At 62.0% G+C, this 26,203-nt stretch carries 34 protein-coding genes and 1 tRNA gene; 31 read left to right on the top strand and 4 right to left on the bottom strand.

Annotated elements, in window-relative coordinates; genetic code table 11:
- Window positions 1-4: 4 nt before the first annotated feature.
- Together LPC22_RS02395 and LPC22_RS02390 are read right to left on the bottom strand one after the other, a co-directional pair.
- A complete protein-coding gene (locus LPC22_RS02395; RefSeq protein WP_229131870.1) occupies window positions 5-1,195 on the bottom strand; it encodes an ABC transporter substrate-binding protein in 1,191 nt (396 codons plus the stop codon).
- Window positions 1,196-1,245: 50 nt separating this feature from the next.
- On the bottom strand, window positions 1,246-2,310 hold the full coding sequence (locus tag LPC22_RS02390) for a uroporphyrinogen decarboxylase family protein (protein WP_229131869.1): 1,065 nt from the start codon (window positions 2,308-2,310) through the stop codon (window positions 1,246-1,248).
- 392 nt (window positions 2,311-2,702) lie between these two features.
- On the opposite strand from LPC22_RS02390, the gene LPC22_RS02385 reads away from it, so the two are divergent.
- The 4 genes from LPC22_RS02385 to dapC all read left to right on the top strand — a co-directional run bounded on the left by LPC22_RS02385 (window position 2,703) and on the right by dapC (window position 7,149).
- The gene (locus LPC22_RS02385) at window positions 2,703-3,932 is read left to right on the top strand and encodes an FAD-binding protein (protein WP_373312863.1); all 1,230 of its coding nucleotides are present in this window, start codon (window positions 2,703-2,705) and stop codon (window positions 3,930-3,932) included.
- Window positions 3,933-4,025: 93 nt separating this feature from the next.
- Window positions 4,026-5,549, top strand: a complete 1,524-nt coding sequence (locus LPC22_RS02380) for an amino acid permease (RefSeq protein ID WP_229131868.1) — start codon at window positions 4,026-4,028, stop codon at window positions 5,547-5,549.
- Between the two features lie 57 nt (window positions 5,550-5,606).
- A complete protein-coding gene (fdxA, locus tag LPC22_RS02375) occupies window positions 5,607-5,924 on the top strand; it encodes a ferredoxin (RefSeq protein WP_015022367.1) in 318 nt (105 codons plus the stop codon).
- A gap of 70 nt (window positions 5,925-5,994) precedes the next feature.
- Window positions 5,995-7,149 (top strand): succinyldiaminopimelate transaminase, encoded by a 1,155-nt coding sequence (gene dapC, locus LPC22_RS02370; protein WP_229131867.1) that lies wholly within the window; start codon window positions 5,995-5,997, stop codon window positions 7,147-7,149.
- Here dapC and dinB read toward each other — a convergent pair.
- The gene (gene dinB, locus LPC22_RS02365) at window positions 7,146-8,417 is read right to left on the bottom strand and encodes a DNA polymerase IV (protein WP_229131866.1); all 1,272 of its coding nucleotides are present in this window, start codon (window positions 8,415-8,417) and stop codon (window positions 7,146-7,148) included. The genes dapC and dinB overlap by 4 nt on opposite strands.
- Window positions 8,418-8,643: 226 nt before the next feature.
- On the opposite strand from dinB, the gene LPC22_RS02360 reads away from it, so the two are divergent.
- A tRNA-Ser gene (locus tag LPC22_RS02360) sits at window positions 8,644-8,730 on the top strand.
- Between the two features lie 209 nt (window positions 8,731-8,939).
- On the opposite strand, the gene LPC22_RS02355 is transcribed toward LPC22_RS02360, so the two are convergent.
- On the bottom strand, window positions 8,940-9,602 hold the full coding sequence (locus LPC22_RS02355) for an IMPACT family protein (RefSeq protein WP_229131865.1): 663 nt from the start codon (window positions 9,600-9,602) through the stop codon (window positions 8,940-8,942).
- 107 nt (window positions 9,603-9,709) lie between these two features.
- Here LPC22_RS02355 and LPC22_RS02350 point away from each other — a divergent pair, with 107 nt between their 5' ends.
- From LPC22_RS02350 to secY, 26 genes are all read left to right on the top strand, one after another.
- Window positions 9,710-10,342, top strand: coding sequence for an AbrB family transcriptional regulator (locus tag LPC22_RS02350; protein WP_024626795.1), 633 nt, complete (start codon window positions 9,710-9,712; stop codon window positions 10,340-10,342).
- Between the two features lie 204 nt (window positions 10,343-10,546).
- On the top strand, window positions 10,547-10,996 hold the full coding sequence (rplM, locus tag LPC22_RS02345) for a 50S ribosomal protein L13 (RefSeq protein WP_024626794.1): 450 nt from the start codon (window positions 10,547-10,549) through the stop codon (window positions 10,994-10,996).
- A gap of 20 nt (window positions 10,997-11,016) precedes the next feature.
- Window positions 11,017-11,508, top strand: a complete 492-nt coding sequence (gene rpsI, locus LPC22_RS02340; RefSeq protein ID WP_229131864.1) for a 30S ribosomal protein S9 — start codon at window positions 11,017-11,019, stop codon at window positions 11,506-11,508.
- Window positions 11,509-11,871: 363 nt separating this feature from the next.
- Window positions 11,872-14,601: a bifunctional acetaldehyde-CoA/alcohol dehydrogenase gene (gene adhE, locus LPC22_RS02335; protein ID WP_373312878.1), complete on the top strand. Its 2,730-nt coding sequence runs from the start codon at window positions 11,872-11,874 to the stop codon at window positions 14,599-14,601.
- Window positions 14,602-14,886: 285 nt separating this feature from the next.
- Window positions 14,887-15,195, top strand: coding sequence for a 30S ribosomal protein S10 (rpsJ, locus tag LPC22_RS02330; RefSeq protein ID WP_006295278.1), 309 nt, complete (start codon window positions 14,887-14,889; stop codon window positions 15,193-15,195).
- A 16-nt stretch (window positions 15,196-15,211) separates the two neighbouring features.
- Window positions 15,212-15,865, top strand: coding sequence for a 50S ribosomal protein L3 (gene rplC, locus LPC22_RS02325; RefSeq protein ID WP_229131863.1), 654 nt, complete (start codon window positions 15,212-15,214; stop codon window positions 15,863-15,865).
- A gap of 4 nt (window positions 15,866-15,869) precedes the next feature.
- Window positions 15,870-16,544 carry a 50S ribosomal protein L4 gene (gene rplD, locus LPC22_RS02320; RefSeq protein WP_015022358.1) on the top strand — a complete coding sequence of 225 codons (675 nt, stop codon included), beginning with the start codon at window positions 15,870-15,872 and terminating at the stop codon, window positions 16,542-16,544.
- Window positions 16,545-16,549: 5 nt separating this feature from the next.
- On the top strand, window positions 16,550-16,852 hold the full coding sequence (rplW, locus tag LPC22_RS02315) for a 50S ribosomal protein L23 (RefSeq protein ID WP_015022357.1): 303 nt from the start codon (window positions 16,550-16,552) through the stop codon (window positions 16,850-16,852).
- Window positions 16,853-16,887: 35 nt separating this feature from the next.
- On the top strand, window positions 16,888-17,718 hold the full coding sequence (rplB, locus tag LPC22_RS02310; protein ID WP_015022356.1) for a 50S ribosomal protein L2: 831 nt from the start codon (window positions 16,888-16,890) through the stop codon (window positions 17,716-17,718).
- 15 nt (window positions 17,719-17,733) lie between these two features.
- A complete protein-coding gene (rpsS, locus tag LPC22_RS02305) occupies window positions 17,734-18,012 on the top strand; it encodes a 30S ribosomal protein S19 (protein ID WP_015022355.1) in 279 nt (92 codons plus the stop codon).
- 21 nt (window positions 18,013-18,033) lie between these two features.
- Window positions 18,034-18,393, top strand: a complete 360-nt coding sequence (rplV, locus tag LPC22_RS02300; RefSeq protein ID WP_024626790.1) for a 50S ribosomal protein L22 — start codon at window positions 18,034-18,036, stop codon at window positions 18,391-18,393.
- Window positions 18,393-19,238 (top strand): 30S ribosomal protein S3, encoded by an 846-nt coding sequence (rpsC, locus tag LPC22_RS02295; protein ID WP_024626789.1) that lies wholly within the window; start codon window positions 18,393-18,395, stop codon window positions 19,236-19,238. The genes rplV and rpsC overlap by 1 nt, the downstream gene beginning before the upstream one ends.
- Window positions 19,239-19,241: 3 nt before the next feature.
- A complete protein-coding gene (rplP, locus tag LPC22_RS02290; protein ID WP_015022352.1) occupies window positions 19,242-19,661 on the top strand; it encodes a 50S ribosomal protein L16 in 420 nt (139 codons plus the stop codon).
- Window positions 19,661-19,924: a 50S ribosomal protein L29 gene (rpmC, locus tag LPC22_RS02285; RefSeq protein ID WP_015022351.1), complete on the top strand. Its 264-nt coding sequence runs from the start codon at window positions 19,661-19,663 to the stop codon at window positions 19,922-19,924. The genes rplP and rpmC overlap by 1 nt, the downstream gene beginning before the upstream one ends.
- A gap of 2 nt (window positions 19,925-19,926) precedes the next feature.
- Window positions 19,927-20,193, top strand: a complete 267-nt coding sequence (rpsQ, locus tag LPC22_RS02280) for a 30S ribosomal protein S17 (RefSeq protein WP_015022350.1) — start codon at window positions 19,927-19,929, stop codon at window positions 20,191-20,193.
- A gap of 79 nt (window positions 20,194-20,272) precedes the next feature.
- Entirely contained in the window at window positions 20,273-20,641 is a 369-nt protein-coding gene (gene rplN / locus LPC22_RS02275; protein ID WP_015022349.1) for a 50S ribosomal protein L14, read from the top strand.
- 1 nt (window position 20,642) lies between these two features.
- A complete protein-coding gene (rplX, locus tag LPC22_RS02270) occupies window positions 20,643-20,978 on the top strand; it encodes a 50S ribosomal protein L24 (RefSeq protein ID WP_015022348.1) in 336 nt (111 codons plus the stop codon).
- The gene (gene rplE, locus LPC22_RS02265; protein WP_024626788.1) at window positions 20,975-21,547 is read left to right on the top strand and encodes a 50S ribosomal protein L5; all 573 of its coding nucleotides are present in this window, start codon (window positions 20,975-20,977) and stop codon (window positions 21,545-21,547) included. Before rplX ends, rplE begins: the two co-directional genes overlap by 4 nt.
- A gap of 1 nt (window position 21,548) precedes the next feature.
- A complete protein-coding gene (locus LPC22_RS02260; protein WP_015022346.1) occupies window positions 21,549-21,734 on the top strand; it encodes a type Z 30S ribosomal protein S14 in 186 nt (61 codons plus the stop codon).
- Between the two features lie 80 nt (window positions 21,735-21,814).
- Window positions 21,815-22,213, top strand: coding sequence for a 30S ribosomal protein S8 (gene rpsH, locus LPC22_RS02255; protein ID WP_024626787.1), 399 nt, complete (start codon window positions 21,815-21,817; stop codon window positions 22,211-22,213).
- A gap of 16 nt (window positions 22,214-22,229) precedes the next feature.
- Window positions 22,230-22,769 carry a 50S ribosomal protein L6 gene (gene rplF, locus LPC22_RS02250; RefSeq protein ID WP_024626786.1) on the top strand — a complete coding sequence of 180 codons (540 nt, stop codon included), beginning with the start codon at window positions 22,230-22,232 and terminating at the stop codon, window positions 22,767-22,769.
- Between the two features lies 1 nt (window position 22,770).
- Window positions 22,771-23,142 (top strand): 50S ribosomal protein L18, encoded by a 372-nt coding sequence (gene rplR, locus LPC22_RS02245; protein WP_015022343.1) that lies wholly within the window; start codon window positions 22,771-22,773, stop codon window positions 23,140-23,142.
- Window positions 23,139-23,900, top strand: coding sequence for a 30S ribosomal protein S5 (rpsE, locus tag LPC22_RS02240; protein ID WP_024626785.1), 762 nt, complete (start codon window positions 23,139-23,141; stop codon window positions 23,898-23,900). Before rplR ends, rpsE begins: the two co-directional genes overlap by 4 nt.
- Entirely contained in the window at window positions 23,900-24,085 is a 186-nt protein-coding gene (rpmD, locus tag LPC22_RS02235; RefSeq protein WP_045924814.1) for a 50S ribosomal protein L30, read from the top strand. Before rpsE ends, rpmD begins: the two co-directional genes overlap by 1 nt.
- A 2-nt stretch (window positions 24,086-24,087) precedes the next feature.
- Entirely contained in the window at window positions 24,088-24,552 is a 465-nt protein-coding gene (gene rplO / locus LPC22_RS02230) for a 50S ribosomal protein L15 (RefSeq protein WP_029676013.1), read from the top strand.
- A 185-nt stretch (window positions 24,553-24,737) separates the two neighbouring features.
- Window positions 24,738-26,066, top strand: coding sequence for a preprotein translocase subunit SecY (gene secY / locus LPC22_RS02225; RefSeq protein WP_024626782.1), 1,329 nt, complete (start codon window positions 24,738-24,740; stop codon window positions 26,064-26,066).
- Window positions 26,067-26,203 lie beyond the last annotated feature (137 nt).

Genomic DNA, 26,203 nt, shown 5'->3' with positions numbered 1-26,203 from the left:
CTGCTCACTCCTCGATCTGTTTGAATTTGCCCTGATCCACCTGGAGGAGGATGGGCTTGATCGTATCCGCCCGGCGGGTCTTGGTGTTGAACCGGAAAGTCCCTCCCTGGCCTTGGTAGAGCGGGAAGTCCTTGACCTTGCTTAGGGCCTCCTGTATGCCCTCCCTGGTGGGGCTGGTCTTCTCGCCCGCGTAGGCCAGGTCCTTGATGGCCTGGTAGGCAGTGATTTCGAAGTTGCCGGGGACGGTGTGATACCGGTCCTCAAAGCTCTTGACGAAGGCTTTGGCTTTCGCATCCTTGGTGCCTGTTGCCGAAAAGACGCCGGTGATAATGGCCCCTTGGGCGTTCGCTCCGGTCAGGGAGAGGAACTCCTTGGTCTCCTGACCGCCGAAGAAGGGTCCCTTATAGTCCAGTTTGTCCCGCAGGGTGTTGGCGATCAGCGCCCCATCTGGTCCGTAACCGATGTCCACCACGGCCTCGGGGGCGGCATTCTTGGCCGGGATCAGTATTGGAGTCAGGTCCGTGGAATCGGGCAGATAGGAGGACTGGTAGACGATCTGCACCCCGAGCCGTTCCGCAGCCTCCTTGAAGTACTGGAAGGATTCCTTCCCCCAGTCGTTTTCTATATAGACGACGGAGATCTTCTTGGCTCGCTTGGACACCGCTTCAGCGTTGGCTTCCTGGTAGGTCTTCTGCGATATTTGAGGTGTCCATACATGATCACCCGAATTCGTGAAGGTCGGCGAGGAGTTGTTGAAGCCGTAATGGACCAGCCCGGCCTGTTGGAAAATAGGCGATGCGGCTGAGGAGGCCGGCGAGGAGTAGTCGCCCACAACGGCGATGACCGACTTGTCGGAGGCGATCTTTGGGGCGACGGCGGCATCCTGTTTGGCATCTGATTGGGTGTCGTAGTAGTCGATGTCCAGGCGCTTGCCCTGTATTCCGCCCTTCTTGTTGACCTGGTCCTTGGCCAGGTCGAAGCCCTGCTGGAACATCTTTCCGTACTCGGCGTAGAGACCGGTCTTAGGGTAGATGGCAGCGATGGTCACATGGTCTGACGATCCTGCGGAGGAGCCCTTGTCGCCTCCCAATCCGCAGGCCGACAGCGCCCCGGCCATGGCCATGGTGGTCATGAGGGCAGCCATTGCCCTGATGGTGCCACGATGCTGCCGGTGCTGCTTTGATGTGATGACCATGATGTCTCCCTTGGAGTTTGACGGTTGATGTCGGTGGGTTGTTTGTGGTTTCAGACTTGCTTGGGGGCCCGGGTTCCGCTCAGAAGGCGCAGGGCCTCCTCGTCGGCGGGCGTCGGGATGGTGCATGAGGGCGCCAGGAGGAAGGGACGGCCTTGACGGGCCTGGATGGTCTGATCCAATTCCTGGCGGATCTGGTTTACATCGCCGCCTGGGTTGAAGAGTTCGAAGTCGGCTCCTCCCACGGGTACCGCTGGAAAGTCGGTACTGATTTCAGGATTGCCTGGGCGGAACTGGTCCCAGTGGAGAAAATCGGGATTCAGGTCGGTGAATTCTTCGGGATGGGCATCCTCCCGGCAAGTATGCACCAGGTCCAGGGCTTCCGGATTGGCCTGTCTGACCGCTTGGATCACGATCCGGTCATAAGGCTTGGCCCATTCCTCCAGCTGCGCCTGGTTGAAGTAGCCATGGCTGGCCAGACCCGTCTCGGCGAAGAAGATGCCGTCCAGACCAGCCCCGCCCTGCTCCTTGGGGCTGACCAGCAGAGCTGCGTAGTCGGCAAGGGTCCGGGCGATCTTGTCCAGCGCCGACTTGGCCGCCTCGGGCTGGTCGAAGATCAGCGTCTGTCTGTTCAGACCCCTGTCATCCTCCTGCGCGGAGCCCTGCCCCTCGGGATAGAGGGGGAGATCGGCCAACTGAAGGAGGACTGAGAGTGGGGAGAAGACCGTGTCGATGACTGCTCGGTCCTCAAGGCCGTCTCGGATGCCTCTGGCAGCTTGGATCTGCTCTTGGAGCACCTTGTTGGTTTCAGGGTCGCGATAGTCGATGCGGGCGATATCCCCTGCCTCCTGGATGGCCGTGCGGACGGTGCGCGGGATCAGCCAGTCATAGTGATCCTTGTCGTAGACTGCGTCCCAGACCTCGGCGTAGTAGATGGCCCTCGGGTTGATCTTGACCCAGTCCCAATCCCACTTGCGAACGAAGTCCAAGGTGGCTGCGGCAAAATTCTCAGCACCGTACTCGTGTCCGATGTGGTGCTGCCAGGCAGAGGTCAGCCAGGGGCGGCTTGTCTGGCCATGGGCTGTCTGATGGAACTGGGTTCTTCTGTCTTCTGTCATTGCATGCTCATTTCCTGGTATGTGTCCTATGGACGCCCGGTCAGGTGTCCAGGTGGTTCCGGTGCCCTTCGTCCGGAAACAGGGCTTTGGAGATTCCCCTTCCCAAAGCTCTTGTCACATAAAACCCCCAGGAAGCAGGCCCGTCAACGACCTGACATATAGGTAATATCTATCGCCGCTAATCGTCCCCTGACCCTGCGCGGGTCTTGCGAAAGCTATAGGAAAAGCTAATAGGGGGTCAGACAGGACTTCGCAGTCACCTTGATGCCCTTGCTTTGCTATCCGAGTATGACCGATTGATGATCGCCAAGGGAGACAGGGGGCATTTCAGGTCTGGCATGGCTCCTGCTCGGGAGAGGCCCTCATAAGGGGACGATGATACAGTGAATTGCATGTCTGACGTATCCTCCAGAGACACCATTCCGACCTTTGCCGATATCACCACTGTGGGTGTGGGCGGGAGCATGGCCGCCTTCGTTCAGCCCCAAAGCCGTGTGGGCATGATCGAGGCTGTGGAGGACGCGGATTCCAAGGGGTTGCCCCTCTGCCTGATCGGCGGGGGATCCAACCTGCTGGCCTCCGACCAGGATTTTCCTGGCGTGGTTGTGCGTGACACCCGTCAGGACATCAGCGTGCCCGACGAGGTGGCTCCGCCTGAAGGTGGTGCTCCTGTTGTTCACATCAACGCAACGGCTGGGACCAACTGGGATGATCTGGTCTCCTACTGCGTGCGCATGCACCTGATCGGGGTAGAGGGCCTATCCGGCATCCCCGGGACTGTCGGGGCCTCGGTGGTCCAGAACATCGGCGCCTACGGCCAGGAGGTCGGCCGCCTGGTCGACTCGGTCGAGGTCTGGGACCGCCAGGACAAGGTCACTGCCTATCTGCGAGCCTCAGATCTAGATTTCGGATACAGGACCTCCCTGCTCAAGCAGACCATGTATCAGGCGCCGGCTGTGCCCGACGCACGGTTCTTCCCCACGCCGCGCTACGTGGTCCTTTCGGTCACCCTGGTCCTGCGACATGGGTCCGCCGCTCAGGTGGGTTCCGCCCAGCTGGCTAAGGCCTTGGGTGTGGAGGTCGGGGCAACCCTTCCCCTGGAGCGGATCCGCCGGGCGGTTCTGACCGTCAGAGCAGGCAAAGGGATGCTGGAGGATCCCTACCGGTACCTGACCGATTGGATGGGATCCTGCCGTCGAACCTCCGACCTGGAAGAAGCTCTGGAGGCAGTCCAGGATGACCTTCACGGCCCCAGGGGCGAGCGGGTGCTACTTGACCGCCACAGCTGCGGGAGTTTCTTCACCAATCCGATCATCAGCCCTGAGGCCGCGGATGCCCTACCGGTGGATGCCCCGCGCTATCCTGTCGAAGACTCGGCGTTGGTCAAGACCTCAGCGGCTTGGCTGATCGATCATTCAGGCTTCCACAAGGGATTCGCCTTGGAGGAGGCGTCGGCTGCCGCCCTGTCCGACGTGCACACACTGGCTTTGACCAACCGCGGAGGTGCCGGCTCCGATGACATGGTGGCCCTGGCCCGTGCCATCCAGAAAGGCGTGGATTCCACCTTCGGCATCCGCCTGATTCCCGAGCCCGTTACCCCAGGCATCGACCTGGCTTGGTAGCTCCTGCTTTCACCTGATGAGCGTATTTCGGTTTTGTACGGCATCATATCCTATGATTACTGGCCGGAGCGGGACTCGTGAGTCGGGAGCAAGATGGAGTTATTCAGGAAGAAATCGGTTGAACAGACCCTGGCAGAGACCGGGGAGGAGGGCAGGTCGCTCAAGCGGACGCTGACCACCTGGGACCTGGCCATCATGGCCGTCGCAGTGGCCGTGGGCGCCGGCATCTTCTCGGTGGGAGCCCAGGCAGCGGCCTTCCATGCGGGTCCGGCCGTCATCATCTCCTTCGTCATAGCAGGCATCGTCTGTGCTGCGGCCGTCATGTGTTACGCGGAGTTCGCCTCCATGATCCCGGTTTCAGGCTCGGCCTACACCTTCACCTACAACACCATGGGCGAACTTGTGGCCTGGATCATCGGATGGGACCTGATTCTTGAGATGCTCATGGCCGCATCGGTGATCTCCAAGTACTGGGGCGTCTACCTGAACGACTTCATCCACCTGATGGGCGGTACCTCCTTCAGCTCCAGCTTCCATCTGGGTAGCCTGGATGTGGACCTGGCCCCGTTGGCGGTCGTCACCCTCTTCACGGTTCTCCTGGTCCTGGGCACCAAGCTTTCAGCCCGGTTCGACGGCGCCCTGACCGTCCTCAAGATCGGCATTGTGGTCTTCGTCATCGTGGTGGGCTTCTTCTACGTCAAATTGGACAACTACCGGCCCTTCATCCCGCCTTCCGAGCCGGCCTCGGCCGTTCCGGGTGCCAGCGTGCCAGGGATCATGGGCCAGCCCCTTTGGCAGTGGGTTTCAGGCATGCAGCCCACCATCTACGGTATCCCTGGCATCCTCTCAGGCGCGGCACTGGTCTTCTTCGCTTTCGTAGGTTTCGATATCGTCGCCACCACCTCCGAGGAGGCCAAGGAGCCCCACAAGACCATTCCCCGCGGAATCGGCCTGGGCATGCTGATCGTCATCACCCTGTACATCCTGGTCGCCATCGTCACCACCGGCATGGTCTCCTACAAGGATCTTGCCAAGGCCAAGAACCCCTCACTGGCCACCGGCTTCGAGATGGTGGGGGCTCCCTGGGCTGCCAAGATCATCTCCTTCGGCATCGTGGTGGGGCTGACCACCGTGGTCATGGTGCTCCTGCTGGGGCTGACCCGCATTGTCTTCGCCATGAGCCGCGACGGGCTTCTTCCGCGTGCCTTGTCCCGCACCGGCCGCCATGGCACGCCGGCCCGCATTCAGATCCTGGGTGGCATCGTAGTTGCCGTGGTGGCATCCTGCTTCCCCATAGACGTCCTGTCCGACATGGTCAACATCGGCACGCTTTCGGCATTCCTTCTGGTGGCCATCTCCCTGCCCATCATGCGCAAGCGCCGGCCTGACCTGCCCCGGTCCTTCAAGATGCCCGGCAACCCTTGGGTGCCCATTCTGATCGCTCTGGCCTGCCTCTGGCTCATGCTCAACCTGACCGTGCTGACCTGGATTCGATTCGTGGTCTGGCTGGCTGCAGGCCTGGCCATTTACTTCGGCTATTCCTACTGGCACTCCCTGCTCGGTCGTCATCAGCTCAGCGGGAAGATATCCAAGGCCACCCAGGCCGGTCTGGACTGACCTGGAGCGTCGGCGCTGCAGTGTAGAGTGAATACTCGCATACTCAGGAGGTAACCCATGACCTACGTCATCGCTCAGCCCTGCGTGGACGTCAAGGACAAGGCCTGCGTGGACGAATGCCCGGTGGACTGCATCTACGAGGGCGTCCGTTCGCTCTACATCAACCCCAACGAGTGCGTGGACTGCGGCGCCTGCGAGCCGGTCTGCCCGGTGGAGGCCATCTTCTACGAGGATGATCTGCCCGAGGAGTGGACCTGGTACAAGGATGCGGCGACTGATTTCTTCGCCCAGGTGGGGGATGCCGGCGGCGCTGCTGCGGTCGGCCCCTACGATCATGATCCGGAGGGTGTGGCAGCCCTGCCCCCAAACAAGTAGTCAATTCAGGCTGACGAGCCGCGGATGGGATCCATCCCTCCGCGGCTTATTCATACGAGAAAGGCTGACCATGGGTTTCCACTCCTTCGAATCCCCCTATGACTGGTCGAGGATTGACCCCTACCGGAGGCGTGCTGAGCAATGCCCCGGCGGTCTGGTCGATCTGTCGGTAGGTTCGCCGGTGGACCCTGTACCCAGGTCGGTCAGGGATGCCTTGGCTGCCGCTTCGGATGATGGTCAGGCACGAGGTTATCCCAAAACTGCCGGTGATGGATCTCTGAGGCAGGCCGCGGCCGACTGGTTCCGTCGTCGCCGGGGGGTAGATCTGAATGCTCTTGGCGCGGATCTGGTGCCCACGGTCGGGTCCAAGGAGGCGGTGGCGCTCATGGCCTCCCTTCTGCATCTGGGACCGGGGGACCGGGTGGTGCAGCCGACGGTATCCTATCCCACCTATGCCATCGGAACCCAGCTGGCTGGGGCCCAGGTGACGACCGTGGACGATCCGACTGATACGGATTCATGGGTGAATCTGCCCGGCGTGCGAGCAATATGGATCAATTCGCCAGGCAACCCCAGTGGGCGGATCATCGACCGAGCCGGGCTGGCGAAGATTGTACGGGCGGCCCGTTCGATAGGGGCCACGGTCCTAAGTGACGAGTGCTACGCCCTACTGGATTGGTCAGAACCCGCCCAGGTCGGGCAGGATGTGCAGATCACCGCCTCGCCTTGCATCCTGGAGCCCCAAGTCTGTGGCGGCGATGCCAGCGGGATACTCTGCCTGTACTCAATGAGCAAGCAGTCCAACATGGCCGGATACAGGGCAGCTTTGGTGGCGGGAGATGCTCATCTGGTGGAGGCCATGACCGCCTACCGCAAGCAGGTGGGGCTGATTGTGCCGGGTCCGGTGCAACGGGCCATGCGGGCCGCCTTGGAGGATGGCGATGCTGTGATGGCCCAGCGCGAAGTCTATGCCCGCCGCCTGCATGCCTTGGCTGAAGGTCTCAGATCATACGGATACGATGCCGTCATGCCGCAGGGCGGCTTATATATCTGGGCACAAGCCCGCTCGGGCGACTGTTGGGCCGATGTGGCAGACCTATCCCGTCTGGGTATTCTGGCCAGTCCCGGGGAGTTTTACGGGGATGGCCACTATCTGCGATTTTCGTCAACCATCACTGACGAGCAGCTGGAACTGGCCCTGGGACGTCTGCGGAGTGCGGCTTAGAGGCCCATGGTGACTGAGCCCCTGCCGTAGCGGCTCCTGATGGAGTCCATGGTGGCCTCTGCCTGATCCAGGCGCTGGGCCTCGCTGCCGGTGCGGCGTTTGCTCTCGTGGATGATGTCATCCAAGGATGGCTGGATGGGCGTGTCTTCCACCCGGCTCAGACCGGATGCGCTGACACCGGCCAGGCGGATCAGCCTGGGCAGGGGTGTGTCCATGGGCACACCATCGGGCAGCCCCAGCATGGCCTTGAGCAGACCGACTGCCTGCGGATAGATGCGGTTGGCTGAGTTGACCGGGGTCTCCAGGGTGTGGGCCTTGGTCATATAGCGCAGGTCATCGAAGCGTAGTTTGACGGTGATGGTTCGGGCGATCAGGTCGTGCGATCGCAGTCCGGTCGCCACTTCGTTGCTGCAGACGCGCAGGAGGTCGCAGACCTGCTTCATGCTGGTGGTGTCGTGCAGAAAGGTGCGTTCCGCACCTAGGGACTTCTCTGGCGCTCGCGGCTGGACAGGATCGTCGTCCAGACCGTGGGAGGCCTGCGCCAGCTTCCTGGCTGTAAGGTTCGAACCTGTGGCTCTAGTCAGATCCCGCTCGCTCATGGTAGCCAGGTCGGCCACGTCCTTGATGGCCCAGGCGTTGAGCCGCTTCTCCAGGGCCGGTCCGATACCGGGGATGCCGCGCAGGGGCATCAGCTGGACGAACTCGGCCTGTCGGGCCTTGGGAATCAGCAGCATGCCGTCGGGCTTGGCGTTGGTGGAGGCCATCTTGGCTACCAGTTTGTTGGTGGCGATGCCCACCGAGCAGGTCACGTGGAATTGGCGGGCCACGCTGGCTCGAATCCACCGGGCTATGGCCGTGGGCATGCCCCAGCGCATGAGTGCCCCGGACACGTCCATGTAGCACTCGTCTACTGAGACTTGCTCGATCTGATCAGTAATTCGTGAGAAAACCGTATCAAATATCCTACGTGAGATATTCCGGTAATAGGTCATATCGACCGGGAGGAAGACCCCTTGAGGACACAGTCGTTCGGCACGTGCCAGAGGCATGGCCGAGTTGATGCCGAAAGCCCGGGCTTCATAGCTGGCCGCAGAGACCACCGAACGCCGTCCGGTGCCGATGATGACCGGCCGGCCCTGCAATTGAGGGTGTCGGGCGACTTCGCAGGAGGCGTAGAAAGCATCCATGTCAATGTGCAGCACCGTGCAGCCGGTCTCGTCATGTCCCCAGTCTTTCTTGGCGGCTGCAAGCCTTGGTGCGGTACTCATGGCTCCATGATAGAAGGGGGTCCCAGAGGAACATGCAATAAATTATTCTCAGCCGTAAATTCTTGAAAAAGATTCACATTTATGGTTTTTATCCATGAAAATGAACGAATCCGCACTGTGCTGCATCGCACCCTGTCGCACCGGCGAGTCAGGTCGGTCTAGCATGGTATTCTATTGTTTTGTTCTCGAGACTTTGGGACTGGGGTCCTGAACCGGGAGCCTGCATGGAGACGTGCCTGAGTGGCCGAAAGGGGCACCCTGCTAAGGTGTTGACTGCGCAAGCGGTCCAGGAGTTCGAATCTCCTCGTCTCCGCCTGATGACCGGTGATCGCTGATTTTGCACGATCGCCGGTCTTATTCATTACTGGCGTTCATTGCCAAAGGTGCTTATTCCCATTTCCTTTGTGGAGCTCGGGCCTGGAAGGTCGCGGTCTACATGGCGGAAGAGCGACGGCGTGCGGCGTGAGCCTGTCCGGCGAGTAAGGCTGCAACCGAGCAATGGTTGCATGACCCTCCCGACAGTCATGAGGCAGACGAAGCCTGGTTTCCGGACAGGGGGATCAGCCTGCGGCCTTCGCCCAATGCGCGCGGCTGAGCCCGGCCTTGCAGAAGGTCGTCCAGCCGACCATGGAAGGCTGGCACCGCGGTGGGTTCCAGGTCGTAGGTCAGCTGGACCTGATCAGTGAAATCCTCAGTCTCCACCTGCCCCCCGGAGGTGCGGATCAGACGGCGCAGGGGATCGTACTCCGAATAGTCCACGGTGATCGTGAATCGCTGGGTCGGGAGCACACGTGCCTGCTTTGCCGCCTTGAGTGCCAGGGAGGCTGCTGAGGAGTAGGCCCGGATCAACCCCCCTGACCCGAGAAGGATCCCTCCGAAGTAACGGGTCACCGTCAGGACGCAGTCCGTCACCCCCTGCCGACGCATGACCTCAAGTATGGGCTTGCCGGCCGTCCCGGAGGGCTCCCCGTCATCGCTCATGCGTTCGCTGGTGCGGCCCTCCGGTCCCCAGATCGCGCAGTGGCAGACGTGCCGGGCCTTGGGGTGCTGCACACGGACCTCTTGGACGAAGGCCATGGCTGCCTCCTGATCCTCCACATGGCAGGCCTGGCCGATGAACTCGGACTTCCGCTCAGTCAGAGAGCCCGTAGCCGGCTTCTGCGGCGTATCCAGTATGGTGAGCAATCGGCTTGCCTCCTATGCCTATCGTCTCCTCGGTTCTTGCATTATCTCCATGCTAAAGGGGATCTCGGGCCGGGTCTGATATCAAGGAGGCGACCTAAGCTGACCGCATGACCAATCCCCAGGACCAACCGGAAACCGAATCCCCATCACCCGGCAAGCCCCATGAGGCCCTGACCGTTTTCTATGAAAGGCTCAGGCACTCCACAGATACGGCCGAGCTGCACGAATTCGCCCGCAGCCCCCTGCCCGACAGGTCCGACCAGGCCGCCTTCTCACGCTTCACGGCACTGCTGGAGGCGGTGGCTGGCAATGAGCACACGCCGGTGGAGGACAGGGTCTACCTAGCGCAGACCATGCCCTTCCCCAACATTCTGGTCAAGCTCTCCCAGGATTCCAGCGCAGACGTCCGCCGGGCGGTGGCTGCCAACAAGGATGACAAGAACTGGCTGGCCGGTCTGCTCACCAAGGACCAGGACGCCGGAGTCAGGGCTGCTGCGCTGACCAATCCCATGACCTCCTGGAAGATGCGCCTGGAGGGTGCCCAGGATGAGCGTACCGATGCCGATACCCTGGACTTTCTGGGGGCTCTGGGCACGCGCGACGAGCAGAATGCCCCCCATGTGCTGGCCGCCATGGTCCGCCGGGCAGTGGCTCTGAATCCCAACACCGGGCAGGCGACCCTTGAGGCTCTGCGCAAGGACCCGGATGGGCAGGTGGCACGGGCAGCCGCCTCGCGCTGAAACTTAGGGCCGACGCGAATTTTGACGAACGGCACTCAGGCGTTACAATAATGGATTGTTGTGTTTCCCTAAGGGGTCCTCAAAGCGCTTTTCCCACTCGCCGTCTAGGACTTTCAGGGAGCCCACGGAATACATGGCTTTCGGCCAGCATGGCAGCATGCGGTGCGGAGAGCCCGAAACACAATGCAAGGAAAAGGTTGAATCGTGAAGACTTTCACCCCGAAACCAGCCGATCTGACACATGACTGGTATATCGTCGACGCCTCCGGTGTGGTGCTGGGGCGTCTGGCAGCTCAGGTGGCCGATCTGCTGCGCGGCAAGAACAAGCCCACCTATGCGCCCTACGCCGACTCCGGCAACAACGTCATCGTCATCAATGCGTCCAAGATGGTGCTGACGGGCAACAAGAACGACAAAGTGCTCTACACCCACTCCGGCCGTCCTGGCGGTCTGCGTCGCGACTCCTACGGGCAGTTGATGGAGCACAACCCCGAGCGCATCATCACGACGGCGGTCAAGGGCATGCTGCCCAAGAACAAGCTGGCCAAGGTCCAGCTGACCAGGCTGCGGGTCTTCGCAGGCGAGGAACATCCTCACACCTCTCAGCAGCCCATTGAGTACAAGATCCACCAGGTCGCCCAGCAGGCCAAGTAGGACCAGAGGAGATAATCACCATGGCTGACAACAACAACAGCTCCGCGGTTCTTGAGGCCGAGGAGACCAGCGCTTCCTACACTTCCGAGACCAACGCCGGTGCAGGTACCGGCACCTCCGCCATCGAGCCGGGCTATGGCACCGGCCGCCGCAAGGAGGCAGTCGCCCGCGTTCGTCTGATTCCGGGCTCTGGCAAGTGGAGCATCAACGGGCACACCCTGGAGGAGTACTTCCCCAGCAAGCTGCACCAGCGCGAGGTCAACTCGCCCATTGTGCTGCTCAAGCTCGAGAACAAGTTCGACGTGGTTGTGCGCGTCGAGGGCGGCGGCGTGACCGGCCAGGCCGGAGCAGTCCGTCTGGGCGTCGCACGTGCCCTGAACGCCATCGATAGGGAAGCCAACCGTCCTGCCCTGAAGAAGGCCGGGTTCCTGACCCGTGACGCCCGCGTGGTGGAGCGCAAGAAGGCCGGTCTGCACAAGGCCCGTCGCGCCCCGCAGTTCTCCAAGCGCTGACGTCCGCAGTTTCTTCCATCCCCGAGGTTCCCCCGGACCTTGGGGATTTTTCATGCCTGGATTCACGCCTGGACGGCCCATTCTGAAGCGAACGGCAAAGTGCACGTTCGGGTGCGGAAAATGACCAGAAAAACCACGAATTCCCACACGACACGCTTCAAGCGAACGTTCGCTCATCCTGGGGCTCAAAGGTGCCCCCTCTGGTCTATATTGTGACTTTCGTCACGTTATGACGGATGCCTTTCGTGGACCGGCGCGGTCTGAGACCGCCTCAGACTTTCTGCTGGCCCTCATCGGTATTCGCGGAACATGAGGAGGGCCAATATCTTGGCTGGAACGCAGAAGCAGAAGCATGACCATCAAGTGAAGGAGCCAGAAGCCGGCAGGGAAGGCGCCCGGGCCGACAGCACTGAGCTGGCCCGCAGGGAGGTGGATGCCCTGGTCGTCCGAGCGCAGTCGGCTTTGCACGCCTTTGAGGAGCTCGACCAGGAACAGGTGGATCGGATCGTGGCCAAGGCCTCGATCGCGGCCCTGAACCAGCACCTGCCCCTGGCACAGATGGCCGTCGAGGAGACCGGTCGAGGCCTGGTGGAAGACAAGGCCACCAAGAACATCTTCGCCTGCGAGCATGTGACCAACTACCTGGCCAGGCAGCGCACTGTGGGCATCATCAGTGAGAACGATGTGGACGGTATCATCGAGGTGGCCGAGCCGGTTGGAGTCGTGGCTGGCGTGACCCCGGTGACCAACCCCACTTCGACAGCCATCTTCAAATCGCTGCTGGCCCTGAAGACCCGCTGTCCCATTGTCTTCGGATTCCACCCCTACGCCCAACGTTGCTCGGTGGAGGCGGCAAGGATCGTCCGCGACGCCGCCATCGAGGCAGGCGCACCGCAGGATTGCATCCAGTGGATCGAACACCCCTCGGTCGAGGCCACCGGTGCGCTCATGCAGCACCCCGGCGTGGCCACCATCCTGGCCACCGGCGGTACCGGTATGGTCAAGGCCGCCTACTCCTCGGGAAAACCGGCCTTGGGCGTAGGTGCAGGCAATGCCCCGGCCTATGTGGATCGCAGGGTCAACGTCCCACGGGCCGTCAACGACCTTATCCTGTCCAAGCATTTCGACTACGGCATGATCTGCGCCACAGAGCAGGCCATCATCGCCCATCAGGATGTGCATGACCGGGTGGTCGAGGAGATGAAGCGGCGCAAGGCCTACTTCGTCAACCCTGAGGAGAAGGCCAAGCTGGAGGAGTACATGTTCGGCGTGCGGGCCCATGCCGGTGCTGATGCTCCCGCTCCCAGGCTCAACTCCGAGGTACCGGGCAAGTCCCCCCAGTTCATCGCCCGCCAGGCCGGCTTCGAGATCCCCGAGGATGCGACCATCCTGGCAGCCCAATGCGACCAGGTCGGCCCCATGGAACCCCTGACCCTGGAGAAGCTGGCTCCGGTGCAGGCCGTGCTCAAGGCCAGCAATAAGGAGGAAGGTTTCACCCTCTGCGAGCAGATGCTGCGCTACGGCGCCGGGCACACGGCGGCCATCCATACCGATGACGAGAGGCTGGTGCGCGAGTACGGCCAGCGCATGCACGCCTGTCGGATTGTCTGGAACCAGCCCAGCTCCCTGGGCGGCATCGGCGACATCTACAACGCCATCGCCCCCTCCCTGACCCTGGGCTGCGGGTCCTACGGCGGCAACTCGGTCTCGGGGAACGTCCAGGCGGTCAATCTGATCAACATCAAGCGGATTGCGCGGAGGAACAACAACATGCAGTGGTTCAAGGTGCCGGCCAAGACCTACTTCGAGCCCAACTCCGTCCGCTATCTGCGTGACATGTTCGGCATTCGCCGGGCCGTCATCGTCTGCGACAGGGTCATGGAGCAGCTGGGAATCGTCGACAAGATCATCGATCAGCTGCGGGCCCGGCCTGAGCCGGTCACCTTCCGCATCATTGACTACGTAGAGCCGGAGCCCAGCGTCGAGACGGTGGAGCGCGGCGCGACTATGATGCGTGATGAGTTCGGCCCCGATACCATCATCGCCGTGGGCGGCGGCAGTCCCATGGACGCGGCCAAGATCATGTGGCTGCTCTATGAGCATCCGGAGATCTCCTTTGCCGATGTCCGCGAGAAGTTCTTCGACATCCGCAAGCGGGCCTTCAAGATTCCGCCCCTGGGCACCAAGGCCAAGCTGGTCTGCATTCCCACCTCCTCGGGCACAGGTTCGGAGGTCACCCCGTTCGCGGTCATCACCGACCATAAGACCGGATACAAGTACCCCATCACCGACTACGCCCTGACCCCCAGCGTGGCCATCGTGGATCCGGTTCTGGCCCGTACCCAGCCCAAGAGGCTTGCCTGCGACTCGGGCTTCGATGCCCTGACCCACTGCATGGAGGCCTTCGTCTCGGTCTACGCCAACGACTACACCGACGCCATGGCCCTGCATGCGGCCAAGCTGATCTGGGACAACCTGGAGCCTGCCGTGGGCACCGCGGGCGGCGAGGTCAAGGTACGCGCCCAGGAGAAGATGCACAATGCGGCGACCATGGCGGGCATGGCCTTCGGCTCGGCCTTCCTGGGCATGTGCCACGGCATGGCGCATACCATCGGAGCCCTCTGCCATGTGGCCCATGGGCGCGCCAACTCCATCCTCCTGCCCTATGTGATCCGCTACAACGGACGCATCCCGGAGGAGCCGACCAGCTGGCCCAAGTACAGCGAGTATGTGGCCCCGGAGCGCTACAGGCAGATGGCCCATGTGCTGGGTATCGAATCCGCTACTCCCGAGGAGGGGGTGGAGCTCCTGGCACGTGCTGTGGAATCCTACAGGGACGAGCGCCTGGGCATGGATGCCTCCTTCCAGGCTGCCGGAGTGGATGAAGACCTCTACTGGCAGTCCTTGGATCAGATTGGCATGCGGGCCTATGAGGACCAGTGCACGCCAGCCAACCCCCGCATTCCGCTGATTGAGGACATGAAGGACATCGCCGTGGCCGCCTACTATGGGGTCAGCCAGGAGGAGGGCCACCGGATGAGGGTGGCCCGCCAGTGCGAGGATGTGGTCCAGGAGGCCTCCCAGCGGGCCTGACAGGGCCGGAATTGAGGCGAGGGTTCCCCTGGAAGCGGCGCGACACGCCCGGATTCTTCTAGGGGAACCCTCGTGCTTTAATAAGAAAGTTGCCTGTTTTGGGCTCGCATTTTGTCAATCACAATAGCGGGTGCAGCGAGGAGTCCCATCCCCACGGGATTCTCCACGGCTGCGCATGGATCCGGCTGAGGCCTGTCGGGAGGAATGTCTCCTGTGGCTGTCGTTCCGTGCCCTCGAAACAGACTGGGTAATCAGTTCATAGATCGCTAGAAAGGGCGGACGGCAATGGCGGGACAGAAAATCCGCATCAGGCTAAAGTCCTATGACCACGAGGTCATCGACCAATCGGCGAAGAAGATCGTCGAGACGGTGACGAACGCGGGCGCAACTGTGGTTGGCCCCGTTCCGCTGCCGACTGAGAAGAACGTGTATGTCGTCATCCGTTCTCCTCATAAGTACAAGGACTCCCGCGAGCACTTCGAGATGCGCACCCACAAGCGCTTGATCGACATCGTGGATCCCACGCCCAAGGCTGTGGATTCGCTGATGCACATCGATCTGCCGGCGGACGTCAACATTGAGATCAAGCTGTAGGGGAGGAGGAAACCGCATGGCTGAAGAGCAGAGGAACCACAAGGCTCTCCTGGGCCGCAAGCTGGGCATGTCCCAGGTCTGGGACGAGAACGGCTTCTTCGTCCCGGTGACCCTGGTGGATGTGTCCACCAACGTGGTGACCGCGGTCAAGAATCAGGAAAAGGACGGCTACCAGGCCATCCAGATCGGCTACGGACAGATCGACCCCACCAAGGTGACCAAGCCACTGGCTGGACACTTCGCCAAGGCCGGAGTGACCCCGCGTCGCCACTTGGTCGAGGTCCGCACCGCCGATGCCGACAGCTATCAGCCCGGCCAGGAGCTGGGCCTGGATCTGCTGCCCGAGGGCAGCGAGGTCGATGTGACCGGCACCACCAAGGGCAAGGGCTTTGCCGGCACCATCAAGCGTTGGGGCTTCAAGTCCTACCGCCGCACCCACGGCTCGCACAAGAACGAGCGCCGTCCCGGTTCGGTGGGCGCCTGCGCCACGCCCAGCCGCATCCTCAAGGGCAAGCGGATGGCCGGCCGTATGGGTCATGACACCTCGACCGTCCAGAACCTGACCATCGTCTCCGCAGATGCCGAGAAGGGCGTCATCGCCATCAAGGGTGCCCTGCCCGGGCCCCGCGGCGCCATCGTCCTGGTTCGTTCGGCAGTGAAGGGAGCCTGAAACCATGGCTAAGTTGACTCTGAACATCACCGACGCCCAGGGCAAGAACACCGGGACCGTGGATGCACCCGAGCAGATCTTCGGCATCGCCGAGGAGGATGTCCGCTCGCATGTGCCGCTGATCCACCAGGTGGTCGTGGCCCAGCTGGCTGCGGCCCGCCAGGGCACACACTCGGTCAAGACCCGGTCCACCGTCTCCGGCGGCGGCCGCAAGCCTTGGAAGCAGAAGGGCACCGGTCGTGCTCGTCAGGGCTCCATCCGTGCTCCCCAGTGGACCGGTGGCGCCATTGTCCACGGCCCGCAGCCGCGTGACTACTCCCAGCGCACCCCCAAGAAGATGAAGGCCGCAGCCCTGCGCTACGTCCTGTCCGACCGGGTCAACGCCGGACGCGTGCACGTGGTCGACTTCGGCATTGGCGAGACCCCGTCCACCAAGGCCGCCAAGGCAGCACTGCTGCCCCTGGTCGACAACCGATTCACCACCGTCGTGCTGTCCCGCGAGAACATCAACGAGTGGCTCTCCGTCAGGAACCTGCCCACCGTCCATGTCCTCTTCGCCGATCAGCTCAACACCTACGATGTGGTCACGGCCGAGGATGTCGTCTTCAGCAAGGATGGCTTCGATGCCTTCCTGGCTGTCAAGGGCGGCGCCAAGTCCGAGACCGTCAAGGAGGCCTGATTTTCATGGCAGCTATTCACAAGCCAGCACACGACATCATTCTGCGCCCGGTCGTCTCCGAGAAGAGCTACGCCAACTCGGACCGCGGCCAGTACACATTCGTGGTGGACCCTGATGCCAACAAGGTCGCCATCAAGCAGGCCATCGAGCAGATCTTCAACGTGAAGGTCACATCGGTCAACACCCTCAATCGGCAGGGCAAGCGGACCCGGACCCGTACGGGCTGGGGTCGTCGCGCCGCCGAGAAGCGCGCCATCGTCAAGGTGGCCGAGGGCCAGTCGATCGATGTCTTCGGTACCAACAACTGAAGGCTAGCCGAGAAAAGTTAAGGAAGAACTAGATTATGGCTATCCGTACATACAAGCCGACGACCGCGGGCCGTCGCAACGCCTCGGTTTCGGACTTCGCCGAAATCACGCGCTCCAAGCCCGAGAAGTCGCTGGTTCGCAAGCTGAGCAAGACCGGCGGACGTAACTCCTATGGTCGCGTCACCAGCCGCCACCGTGGCGGCGGGCACAAGCGCCAGTACCGTCTCATCGACTTCCGTCGTTGGGACAAGGATGGCGTGCCCGCCAAGGTGGCTGAGATCGAATATGATCCCAACCGCTCGGCCCGCATTGCCCTTCTGCACTTTGCAGATGGCGAGAAGCGCTACATCATCGCGCCGCAGGGCATCAAGCAGGGCGATGTCATCGAGACCGGTCCCCAGGCCGACATCAAGCCCGGCAACAACCTGCCTCTGCGCAACATCCCCACCGGCACCATCGTCCACGCCATCGAGCTGCGGCCCCTGGGCGGCGCCAAGATCGCCCGCTCGGCTGGCGCTGCCGTCCAGCTGGTGGCCAAGGACGGAGCTTACGCCCAGTTGCGTATGCCCTCGGGCGAGATTCGCAACGTCGACTCCCGCTGCCGTGCAACGGTGGGCGAAGTCGGCAACAACGACCACGCCAACGTCCAGCTCGGCAAGGCAGGACGTGCCCGTTGGATGGGACGCAGGCCTATCACCCGTGGTGAATCCATGAACCCGGTCGACCACCCGCATGGCGGACGCACCCGTGGCGGCAAGCCGCCAGTGTCTCCCTGGGGCAAGGGCGAGGTTCGCACCCGCAGGCCCAAGAAGGCCTCCAACAAGATGATCGTGCGTCGTCGTCCAAATGGTAAGAACCGCAAGTAAGGGAGTGTCGGAAAGATGACTCGTAGCATCAAGAAGGGCCCATTCGTCGACGCCCACTTGCAGAAGAAAGTCGACGAGCAGAACGAGAAGGGCACCAAGAACGTCATCAAGACCTGGTCCCGTCGTTCCATGATCACCCCGGACTTCATCGGGCACACTTTCGCTGTGCACGATGGCCGCAAGCATGTCCCGGTCTTCGTCACCGAGGCCATGGTCGGCCACAAGCTCGGCGAGTTCGCCCCCACCCGGACCTTCAGGGGTCACGTGAAGGACGACAAGAAAGCACGCCGCTGAGGCGAGGGAGAGTAGAGACACATGGAAGCTAAGGCAATTGCACGTCACGTTCGCGTGACGCCTCGCAAGGCTCGCCGCGTCGTCGACCTCATCCGAGGCAAGCAGGCGACCGAGGCCGTGACCATTCTGAAATTCGCCCCCCAGGACGCGGCCGTTCCGGTCCGCAAGTGCCTGGAGAGCGCCATCGCCAACGCGCGTGTCAAGGCGGACAAGGCCAACCAGCCCTTCCGCGAGAACGAGCTGATGGTTCGTGAGACCTACGTGGACGAGGGAACCACCCTGAAGCGGTTCCGCGCCCGCGCCCAGGGTCGTGCGGCCCGCATCAACAAGCGGACCAGCCACATCACCGTCGTGGTGGCCGACAAGGAAGGAGCCCGATAATGGGGCAGAAGATCAACCCGTTTGGGTACCGACTCGGCATCACCGAGGAGCACCGCAGCAAGTGGTACTCCGACTCCAACAAGGCGGGGGAGCGTTACAGCGACTTCGTGCTTGAGGACGACAAGATCCGCAAGGAGATGAACAAGGACCTGGAGCGCGCAGGCGTCTCCAAGATCGTCATCGAGCGGACCCGTGACCGTGTGCGCGTCGACATCCACACCGCCCGGCCGGGCATCGTCATCGGCCGTCGCGGAGCCGAAGCCGAGCGTGTGCGCGCCAAGCTGGAGAAGATCACCGGCAAGCAGGTCCAGCTGAACATCTTCGAGGTCAAGAACGCCTCCATCGATGCCCAACTGGTGGCTCAGGGCATCGCTGAGCAGCTGACCAACCGCGTCACCTTCCGCCGGGCCATGCGCAAGGCTCAGCAGGATGCCATGCGGGCCGGCGCCAAGGGCATCAGGATCAAGCTGTCCGGCCGTCTGGGTGGAGCCGAAATGAGCCGTTCGGAGTTCTACCGCGAGGGTCGTGTGCCCCTGCAGACTCTGCGCGCCCTGATCGACTATGGCTTCTTCGAGGCCAGGACCACCTACGGTCGCATCGGCGTCAAGGTCTGGATCTACAAGGGCGATATGACCGAGCGTCAGTTCGAGGAGCAGCAGGCTCAGCAGAACAACCGCCCCGGTCGGCGCGGCGATCGTCGTCCTCGTCGTGGCGTCCGTCCCTCCGAGGGGCGTACCCGCCGCGAGCAGGATGCAGCCAAGCAGAACAGCGGTGTGGCCACGCCGCCGGCGGCGACTCAGGAGCAGACCGCCTCGGCACCCGTCGCAACCGAAGCAAAGGAGTGAGCCGTGCTTATCCCAAAGAGGACTAAATACCGCAAGCAGCATCGTCCGGGTCGTTCGGGCATGTCCAAGGGCGGCAACGAGATCGCTTTCGGCGATTACGGCATCCAGGCCCTGGCTCCGGCTTACCTGACCAATCGGCAGATCGAGGCGGCCCGTATCGCCATGACTCGGTACATCAAGCGTGGTGGCCGAGTCTGGATCACGGTCTTCCCGGATCGCCCCCTGACCAAGCACGCTCTGGGATCCCGAATGGGTTCCGGCAAGGGTGCGCCCGAGTTCTGGGTGGCCAACGTCCGTCCCGGCCGGGTGCTCTTCGAGATCGGCGGCGTGAGCGAGGATGTGGCCCGCGAGGCCCTTCGCCGCGCTACTGACAAGCTTCCCATGAAGTGCCGGATTATTGCACGTGAAGGCGGTGACATCTGATGTCAGTCGGAACAGCCGAGTATTCCATCAAGAATCTGAATGAAAAGACCAATGCGGAGATCGAGGATTTCCTGAAGAAGTCCAAGGAAGAGCTGTTCAACCTGCGCTTCCAGTCGGCCACCGGTCAGCTGGAGAACACCTCTCGCCTCAAGGCCGTCAAGCACGACATCGCCAGGATGTACACCGTCCTGCGTGAGCGCGAGCTGGGCATCAGCCAGGAGCCCGCCGAAGCAAAGGCCGAGAGCAAAGCTGAGGAGAAGTAAGCATGGCTGACAAGCAGGAGCGCAACTTCCGCAAGGTTCGCAGCGGCTACGTCGTGTCCGACAAGATGGACAAGACCATCACCGTAGAGCTGGAGCAGCGTTCGACCCACCCCCTGTACGGCAAGGTCGTCCGCAGCAACCGCAAGGTCAAGGCCCATGATGAGAAGAACGAGGCCCATGTGGGCGACTTCGTGAGTATCATGGAGACCCGTCCTCTGAGCAAGACCAAGCGCTGGCGTCTCGACTCCATCGTCGAGCGCGCCAAGTAACAAGTTCGGCCAGGCTCCGCATTTCATCCCGCCCTGGTGCGGGGTGTCTGCGGAGAACCAGCGCGGCTAAGGAGAATCAATGATTCAGCAGGAATCGCGGCTTCAGGTCGCCGACAACACGGGTGCCAAGGAGATCCTGGCCATCCGCGTGCTCGGCGGGTCGAAGCGACGCTATGCCGGCATTGGCGATGTGATTGTCGCCACCGTCAAGGATGCCATTCCCGGCGGGTCGGTCAAGAAGGGCGAGGTCGTCAAGGCGGTCGTCGTCCGTACGGTCAAGGAGCATCGTCGTCATGACGGCTCCTACATCAAGTTCGACGAGAACGCGGCGGTCATCCTCGGCACCGGCCGTGAACCCCGCGGTACTCGTATCTTCGGACCGGTTGGTCGTGAGCTGCGCGACAAGCGCTTCATGAAGATCGTGTCCCTGGCACCGGAGGTGATCTGAAGTGGTAGCCAAGATCAAGACAGGCGACCAGGTCAAGGTCATCCGCGGCAAGGATCGCGGCAAGGAGGGCAAGGTTCTGCGGATTCTGCCCAATGACCGTCTGATCGTCGAGGGTATTCAGATCGTCAAGAAGCATGTGCGAGCCACCCAGCAGGGTCAGGAGTCGGGCATCGTCCCGACCGAGGCTCCCATCCATCGCTCCAATGTGATGGTCATCGACCCGGAGACCAAGAAGCCGACTCGCATCGGCGTGAACATCAAGGAGGAGGCGCGTGACGGCAAGGTCAAGGTCGTGCGCACCCGCTTCGCCAAGAAGTCAGGCAAGGAGCTGTCATGAGCGATACCACCGTTGAAGCACCGGCAGTCCCTCGTTTGCTGCAGCAGTACCGCGAGAGCATCGTGCCCGAGCTGGAGAAGGAGTTTAAGTTCTCCAACCCCATGCAGGTGCCCAGGATCGAGAAGGTTGTGGTCTCCATGGGCGTGGGGGCCGCGGCACGCGACTCCAAGCTGATTGAGGGCGCGGTCAAGGACCTGACAGCCATCACAGGCCAGAAGCCCAAGATCACCAAGGCCAAGAAGTCCGTGGCGCAGTTCCACCTGCGTGAGGGACAGGCCATCGGCGCCTTCGCCACCCTGCGCGGCGTGCGCATGTGGGAGTTCCTGGATCGACTGCTGACCCTGGCTCTGCCCCGTATCCGCGACTTCCGCGGCATCAGCGACCGTCAGTTCGACGGCCAGGGCAACTACAACTTCGGTCTCACGGAGCAGTCCATGTTCCACGAGATCGATCCTGATCAGATCGATCACCAGCGTGGTATGGATATCACCGTGGTGACCTCCACCAAGAACGATCAGGAGGCCCGGGCGCTGCTCAAGCAGCTGGGCTTCCCCTTCAAGGAGAACTGATATGGCAAAAACCGCTCTGAGAAACAAGGCGGCACGCAAGCCGAAGTTCAAGGTGCGTGGCTACACGCGCTGCCAGGTCTGCGGTCGTCCTCATTCCGTCTATCGCAAGTTCGGCCTGTGCCGCATCTGCCTTCGCGAGAAGGCCCATCGCGGCGAGCTGCCGGGTGTGACGAAGTCCAGTTGGTAAAGATCGACGCTGAAGGTCCGCGGTCGAGGCAGATTGCTGCCCGGCGGCGGAAACCACGGCGAGGAAGGGCATAAGCCCACATGACAATGACAGATCCCATCGCAGACATGCTGACACGTCTGCGTAATGCGAGTGCGGCCAAGCATGAAACAGTCGACATGCCGTACTCCAAGTTCAAGGCGAACATCGCGCAGATTCTCAAGCGCGAAGGCTTCATCGCCGATTACCGCGCCAAGGAGGCGCGTGTCGGGCAGGATCTGGAGATCACGCTCAAGTACGGTCCCGATGGACGCCAGTCCATTCAGGGCATCAAGCGCGTCTCCAAGCCCGGTCTGCGCCGGTACGCCAAGTCGGATTCCCTGCCCATGCCCCTGGGCGGGCTGGGAATCGCCATCATCTCGACCAGCTCGGGACTGATGACCCAGAAGGAATGCCTCGACAGGGGCATCGGCGGCGAAATCGTCGCCTACGTATGGTGAGAAAGGAGAGCTGAACATGGCATCGCATATTGGTAAGCTCCCCATCGCCGTTCCGGCAGGTGTGGAGGTGGCCTTCAAGGGCCAGGAATTCACCGCCAAGGGCCCCAAGGGTTCCGACGCATACACGCTGCCTGAGGGCATCACCGGCAAGGTTGAGGGCAACGAAATCATCATGACCCCCGCCGACGAGGACCGCACCACCAAGGCCAAGCACGGACTGAGCCGCTCCATCGTGGCTTCCATGGTTGAAGGCGTCTCCAAGGGCTACAGCAAGCACCTGCAGATCGTCGGCACCGGCTATCGCGTGGTCGCCAAGGGCAAGTCCCTGGAGTTCTCGCTGGGCTACTCGCACACCATCACTGTCGACCCCCCGGAGGGCATCACCTTCGAGACGCCGAACGCCAACGAAGTGGTCGTCTCCGGCATCGACAAGCAGGCTGTCGGCCAGGCCGCGGCCAACATCCGCGCCCTGCGTGCTCCCGAGCCTTACAAGGGCAAGGGCATCAAGTACGCCGATGAGCACATCCTGCGCAAGGCTGGAAAGGCTGGTAAGTGATATGACGGTCTCGATACTAGGCAAAGGCAAGAAGATCGCCCGTCTGCGCCGCCATGCCCGTCTGCGCAAGCACGTCTCCGGCACGGCAGAGCGTCCCCGTCTGGTGGTTACTCGGACCAACCGCAATATGATCGCCCAGATTGTCGACGACACCAGGGGCGTCACCCTGGTCAGCGAGTCGACCATGGCTTCGGACTACGGCTCCTTCAAGGGCACCAAGACCGAGGCCGCCCGCAAGGTCGGCGAGCAGATCGCGGCCAAGGCCAAGAAGGCTGGCATCACCACCGTGGTCTTCGACCGTGGTGGCAACAAGTACCACGGAAGGGTCGCAGCGGTTGCGGAAGGCGCCCGTGAGGGAGGTTTGGCACTGTGAGCGACAACGAAACGACAAAGGAAACAACCCAGGTGACTGAAGATTCCACAAACGCTCAGTCCAGCCAGGGTGGCAGAAGGGATCGGAACGACCGGAACGATGATCGCCGAGGCGGTCGTCGGGGCGGTTCCCGTGACGGCCGTAGGGATGGCCGTCGTGGCCGTCGCGACCGCGACGAGCGTGACGACATGCTCGACAGGGTCGTGACCATCAACCGCGTCTCCAAGGTCCACAAGGGAGGCCGTACCTTCAGCTTTGCGGCCCTGGTGGTCGTGGGCGACGGCAAGGGCACCGTGGGCGTTGGCTACGGCAAGTCCCGCGAGGTTCCCGCAGCCATCTCCAAGGGTCAGCTGGATGCCAAGAAGCATATGTTCACCGTTCCCCGCATCCGCGGCACCGTCACCCACCCGGTGATCGGCCACGATGCGGCCGGTACTGTCCTCCTGCGGCCTGCAGCCCCAGGAACCGGCGTTATCGCCGGCGGTCCGGTTCGCGCCGTCCTGGAGTGCGCCGGCATCACCGACATCCTGAGCAAGTCCATGGGATCGGCCACGGCCGTCAACATGGTGCGGGCCACTGTAGCTGCCCTGAAGCAGCTGGAGGAGCCCGAGGAGATCGCGGCACGCCGCGGTCTGCCCCTGGAGGAGGTCGCCCCCGACTCCCTCCTGCGTGCACGGGCCGCCGGCATTGCCGACGAGCGCAAGGAACGCGAAGAGGCCAAGGCCAAGGCTGACGAGCAGTCGAAGGCAGGTGAGTGATGACCAAGCAGATCAAGATCACCCTGGTCAAGGGCGTGGCTCATGCCACCGACCGCCAGAAGGAGAACGTCAGGTCTCTGGGCCTTCACAAGATCGGCCAGACCGTCCTGCGTGAGGACACCCCCGTCTACCGGGGGATGGCCGACAAGGTCCGCCACCTGGTGAACGTAGAGGAGGCAGACTGATTATGGCCAGCGACAAGCAAGAGCCCACCATCCTGCAGATGCACGATCTGCGTCCTGCTCCGGGCGCCAAGCGCGACCGCATCCGTGTGGGTCGCGGTGAGGGGTCCAAGGGCAAGACCTCCGGTCGTGGCACCAAGGGCACCAAGGCACGCTACCAGGTCCGTCCGGGCTTTGAAGGCGGCCAGCTGCCCCTGTACATGCGGCTGCCCAAGCTGCGTGGATTCAGGAGCCCCTTCAAGAAGGAGTATCAGGTGGTCAACCTGGGTGCTCTGGAAGGACTCTTCCCCAAGGGCGGCGAGGTCACCGTCGAGGATCTGGTCAACAAGGGAGCGGTTCGCAAGGGCCGCCCTGTCAAGGTCCTGGGTGACGGCGACGTCAAGGCCGCTTTCACCCTCAAGGGCGTCAAGGCCTCGGCCTCGGCCAGAAGCAAGATAGAAGCCGCAGGCGGGTCCGTCTCCGAGAACTGATGCTCGCAGGGGACAGACCGCAAGGCAGATGATTCCGGCCCTCCCCGCTCCAAGCGGGCGGGGGCCGGAATTCGTTTCCGACCCGGTTGCCATCATGATTTGACGGAACCATCGGTTAAGCTGGTCGGAGCAAGAAGGTGCGATGCACCGAGACCAACGCGCGGTCGCGTAGGGAGGGAACTTAGGTGAGGACGTTAATCCAGGCCTTCAAGACCAAGGAGCTGAGGAAGAAAATCTTCTTCGTTCTTGGCATCATCATCATCTATCGCATTGGGTCGTTCATACCTACCCCAGGCGTGGATTATCCTTCCGTGCAGAAGTGCATCACCACGGCCGGCAATGAGGACTTCATCGGTCTGGTCAACCTGTTCTCGGGCGGAGCTCTGCTGCAGCTGTCCATCTTCGCACTGGGCATCATGCCCTACATCACCGCATCCATCGTGGTGCAGTTGCTGCGCGTGGTCATTCCTCGCTTCGAGGCTCTGCACAAGGAGGGTCAGTCGGGCGAGGCCAAGCTGACCGAATATACCAGGTATCTGACCATCGGTCTGGCCGTGCTGCAGTCCACGACCATTCTGGTTACAGCCCGCAACGGTGCGCTCTTCAACGGGGCATGCCAGCAGCAGGTCATTCCCGACAGCTCCGTTTGGAATCTGGTGGTCATGGTCCTGATCATGACCGGCGGCACCGGTCTGATCATGTGGATGGCCGAGTTGATCACCGACAAGGGCATCGGTAACGGCATGTCCGTCCTGATCTTCATCTCCATCTGCTCCGGCTTCCTGCCCCAGCTCTGGAACATCGGCTGGGGGACCAACGGCAAGAACGGTGACTGGGTCAAATTCGGCATTGTGGTGACTGTTCTGGTGGTCATCCTGATTCTGGTTGACTACGTGGAGCTGGCGCAGCGCCGCATCCCCGTCCAGTACACCAGAAGAATGATCGGCCGCAAGATGTACGGCGGATCCTCCACCTATCTGCCGCTCAAGATCAATATGTCAGGCGTGATTCCCCCTATTTTCGCCTCCTCTATTCTGGCTATTCCCACCCTTATCGCCCAGTTCGGCAAGTCCGATCAGAACTGGGTCAAGTGGATCAACGCCAACATGGCCAACACGACCTCGGTCTGGTACATCGTGCTCTATTCGGTCATGATCGTCTTCTTCTGCTTCTTCTACACCTCCATCACCTTCAACCCCGATGAGACGGCTGACAATATGAAGGAGTACGGCGGCTTCATCCCGGGTATCAGGGCCGGACGGGCCACCAGCCGGTACCTGTCATACGTGATGAACCGGCTTAACACGGTTGGAGCCATCTATCTGCTCTTCGTGGCCCTGATTCCCACGGTGCTGATCATGCTGCTGAAGATCAACTCCAAGCTACCCTTCGGCGGGACCACCATACTGATTATCGCCGGCGTCGGCCTGGACACCCTGCGTCAGGCCAGGGCGCAGACCGAGCAGTTCCAGTACACCGGTTTCCTGCTGGAGGGCGACCACAAGGAGGGCTGACCCTTCGGCCAGACACCTGCAAGTGGTATCAATCCAAACAGCTTATGGTCCGACCCTGTCACTTGTTGACATGGAGCCGGACCATTTTGTTTCAGGCCCGCGCCAGGAAGGCAGTTCGTATGAGTTTGAGTGCGCTG

Origin of the sequence: Bifidobacterium mizhiense (genome assembly GCF_020884755.1) — a bacterium.
Classification (GTDB): Bacteria; Actinomycetota; Actinomycetes; order Actinomycetales; family Bifidobacteriaceae; genus Bombiscardovia; species Bombiscardovia mizhiensis.
This window is presented reverse-complemented; position numbering and strand designations above follow the sequence as displayed.

Excerpts from the sequence above, each read along its gene's own strand:
- LPC22_RS02395 (WP_229131870.1), bottom strand. The coding sequence starts at position 1,195 with ATGGTCATCACATCAAAGCAGCACCGGCAGCATCGTGGCACCATCAGG.
- LPC22_RS02390 (WP_229131869.1), bottom strand. The coding sequence starts at position 2,310 with ATGACAGAAGACAGAAGAACCCAGTTCCATCAGACAGCCCATGGCCAG.
- LPC22_RS02385 (WP_373312863.1), top strand. The coding sequence starts at position 2,703 with ATGTCTGACGTATCCTCCAGAGACACCATTCCGACCTTTGCCGATATC.
- LPC22_RS02380 (WP_229131868.1), top strand. The coding sequence starts at position 4,026 with ATGGAGTTATTCAGGAAGAAATCGGTTGAACAGACCCTGGCAGAGACC.
- fdxA (WP_015022367.1), top strand. The coding sequence starts at position 5,607 with ATGACCTACGTCATCGCTCAGCCCTGCGTGGACGTCAAGGACAAGGCC.
- dapC (WP_229131867.1), top strand. The coding sequence starts at position 5,995 with ATGGGTTTCCACTCCTTCGAATCCCCCTATGACTGGTCGAGGATTGAC.
- dinB (WP_229131866.1), bottom strand. The coding sequence starts at position 8,417 with ATGAGTACCGCACCAAGGCTTGCAGCCGCCAAGAAAGACTGGGGACAT.
- LPC22_RS02350 (WP_024626795.1), top strand. The coding sequence starts at position 9,710 with ATGACCAATCCCCAGGACCAACCGGAAACCGAATCCCCATCACCCGGC.
- rpsI (WP_229131864.1), top strand. The coding sequence starts at position 11,017 with ATGGCTGACAACAACAACAGCTCCGCGGTTCTTGAGGCCGAGGAGACC.
- rpsJ (WP_006295278.1), top strand. The coding sequence starts at position 14,887 with ATGGCGGGACAGAAAATCCGCATCAGGCTAAAGTCCTATGACCACGAG.
- rplC (WP_229131863.1), top strand. The coding sequence starts at position 15,212 with ATGGCTGAAGAGCAGAGGAACCACAAGGCTCTCCTGGGCCGCAAGCTG.
- rplD (WP_015022358.1), top strand. The coding sequence starts at position 15,870 with ATGGCTAAGTTGACTCTGAACATCACCGACGCCCAGGGCAAGAACACC.
- rplW (WP_015022357.1), top strand. The coding sequence starts at position 16,550 with ATGGCAGCTATTCACAAGCCAGCACACGACATCATTCTGCGCCCGGTC.
- rplB (WP_015022356.1), top strand. The coding sequence starts at position 16,888 with ATGGCTATCCGTACATACAAGCCGACGACCGCGGGCCGTCGCAACGCC.
- rpsS (WP_015022355.1), top strand. The coding sequence starts at position 17,734 with ATGACTCGTAGCATCAAGAAGGGCCCATTCGTCGACGCCCACTTGCAG.
- rplV (WP_024626790.1), top strand. The coding sequence starts at position 18,034 with ATGGAAGCTAAGGCAATTGCACGTCACGTTCGCGTGACGCCTCGCAAG.
- rpsC (WP_024626789.1), top strand. The coding sequence starts at position 18,393 with ATGGGGCAGAAGATCAACCCGTTTGGGTACCGACTCGGCATCACCGAG.
- rpmC (WP_015022351.1), top strand. The coding sequence starts at position 19,661 with ATGTCAGTCGGAACAGCCGAGTATTCCATCAAGAATCTGAATGAAAAG.
- rpsQ (WP_015022350.1), top strand. The coding sequence starts at position 19,927 with ATGGCTGACAAGCAGGAGCGCAACTTCCGCAAGGTTCGCAGCGGCTAC.
- rplN (WP_015022349.1), top strand. The coding sequence starts at position 20,273 with ATGATTCAGCAGGAATCGCGGCTTCAGGTCGCCGACAACACGGGTGCC.
- rplE (WP_024626788.1), top strand. The coding sequence starts at position 20,975 with ATGAGCGATACCACCGTTGAAGCACCGGCAGTCCCTCGTTTGCTGCAG.
- LPC22_RS02260 (WP_015022346.1), top strand. The coding sequence starts at position 21,549 with ATGGCAAAAACCGCTCTGAGAAACAAGGCGGCACGCAAGCCGAAGTTC.
- rpsH (WP_024626787.1), top strand. The coding sequence starts at position 21,815 with ATGACAATGACAGATCCCATCGCAGACATGCTGACACGTCTGCGTAAT.
- rplF (WP_024626786.1), top strand. The coding sequence starts at position 22,230 with ATGGCATCGCATATTGGTAAGCTCCCCATCGCCGTTCCGGCAGGTGTG.
- rplR (WP_015022343.1), top strand. The coding sequence starts at position 22,771 with ATGACGGTCTCGATACTAGGCAAAGGCAAGAAGATCGCCCGTCTGCGC.
- rpmD (WP_045924814.1), top strand. The coding sequence starts at position 23,900 with ATGACCAAGCAGATCAAGATCACCCTGGTCAAGGGCGTGGCTCATGCC.
- rplO (WP_029676013.1), top strand. The coding sequence starts at position 24,088 with ATGGCCAGCGACAAGCAAGAGCCCACCATCCTGCAGATGCACGATCTG.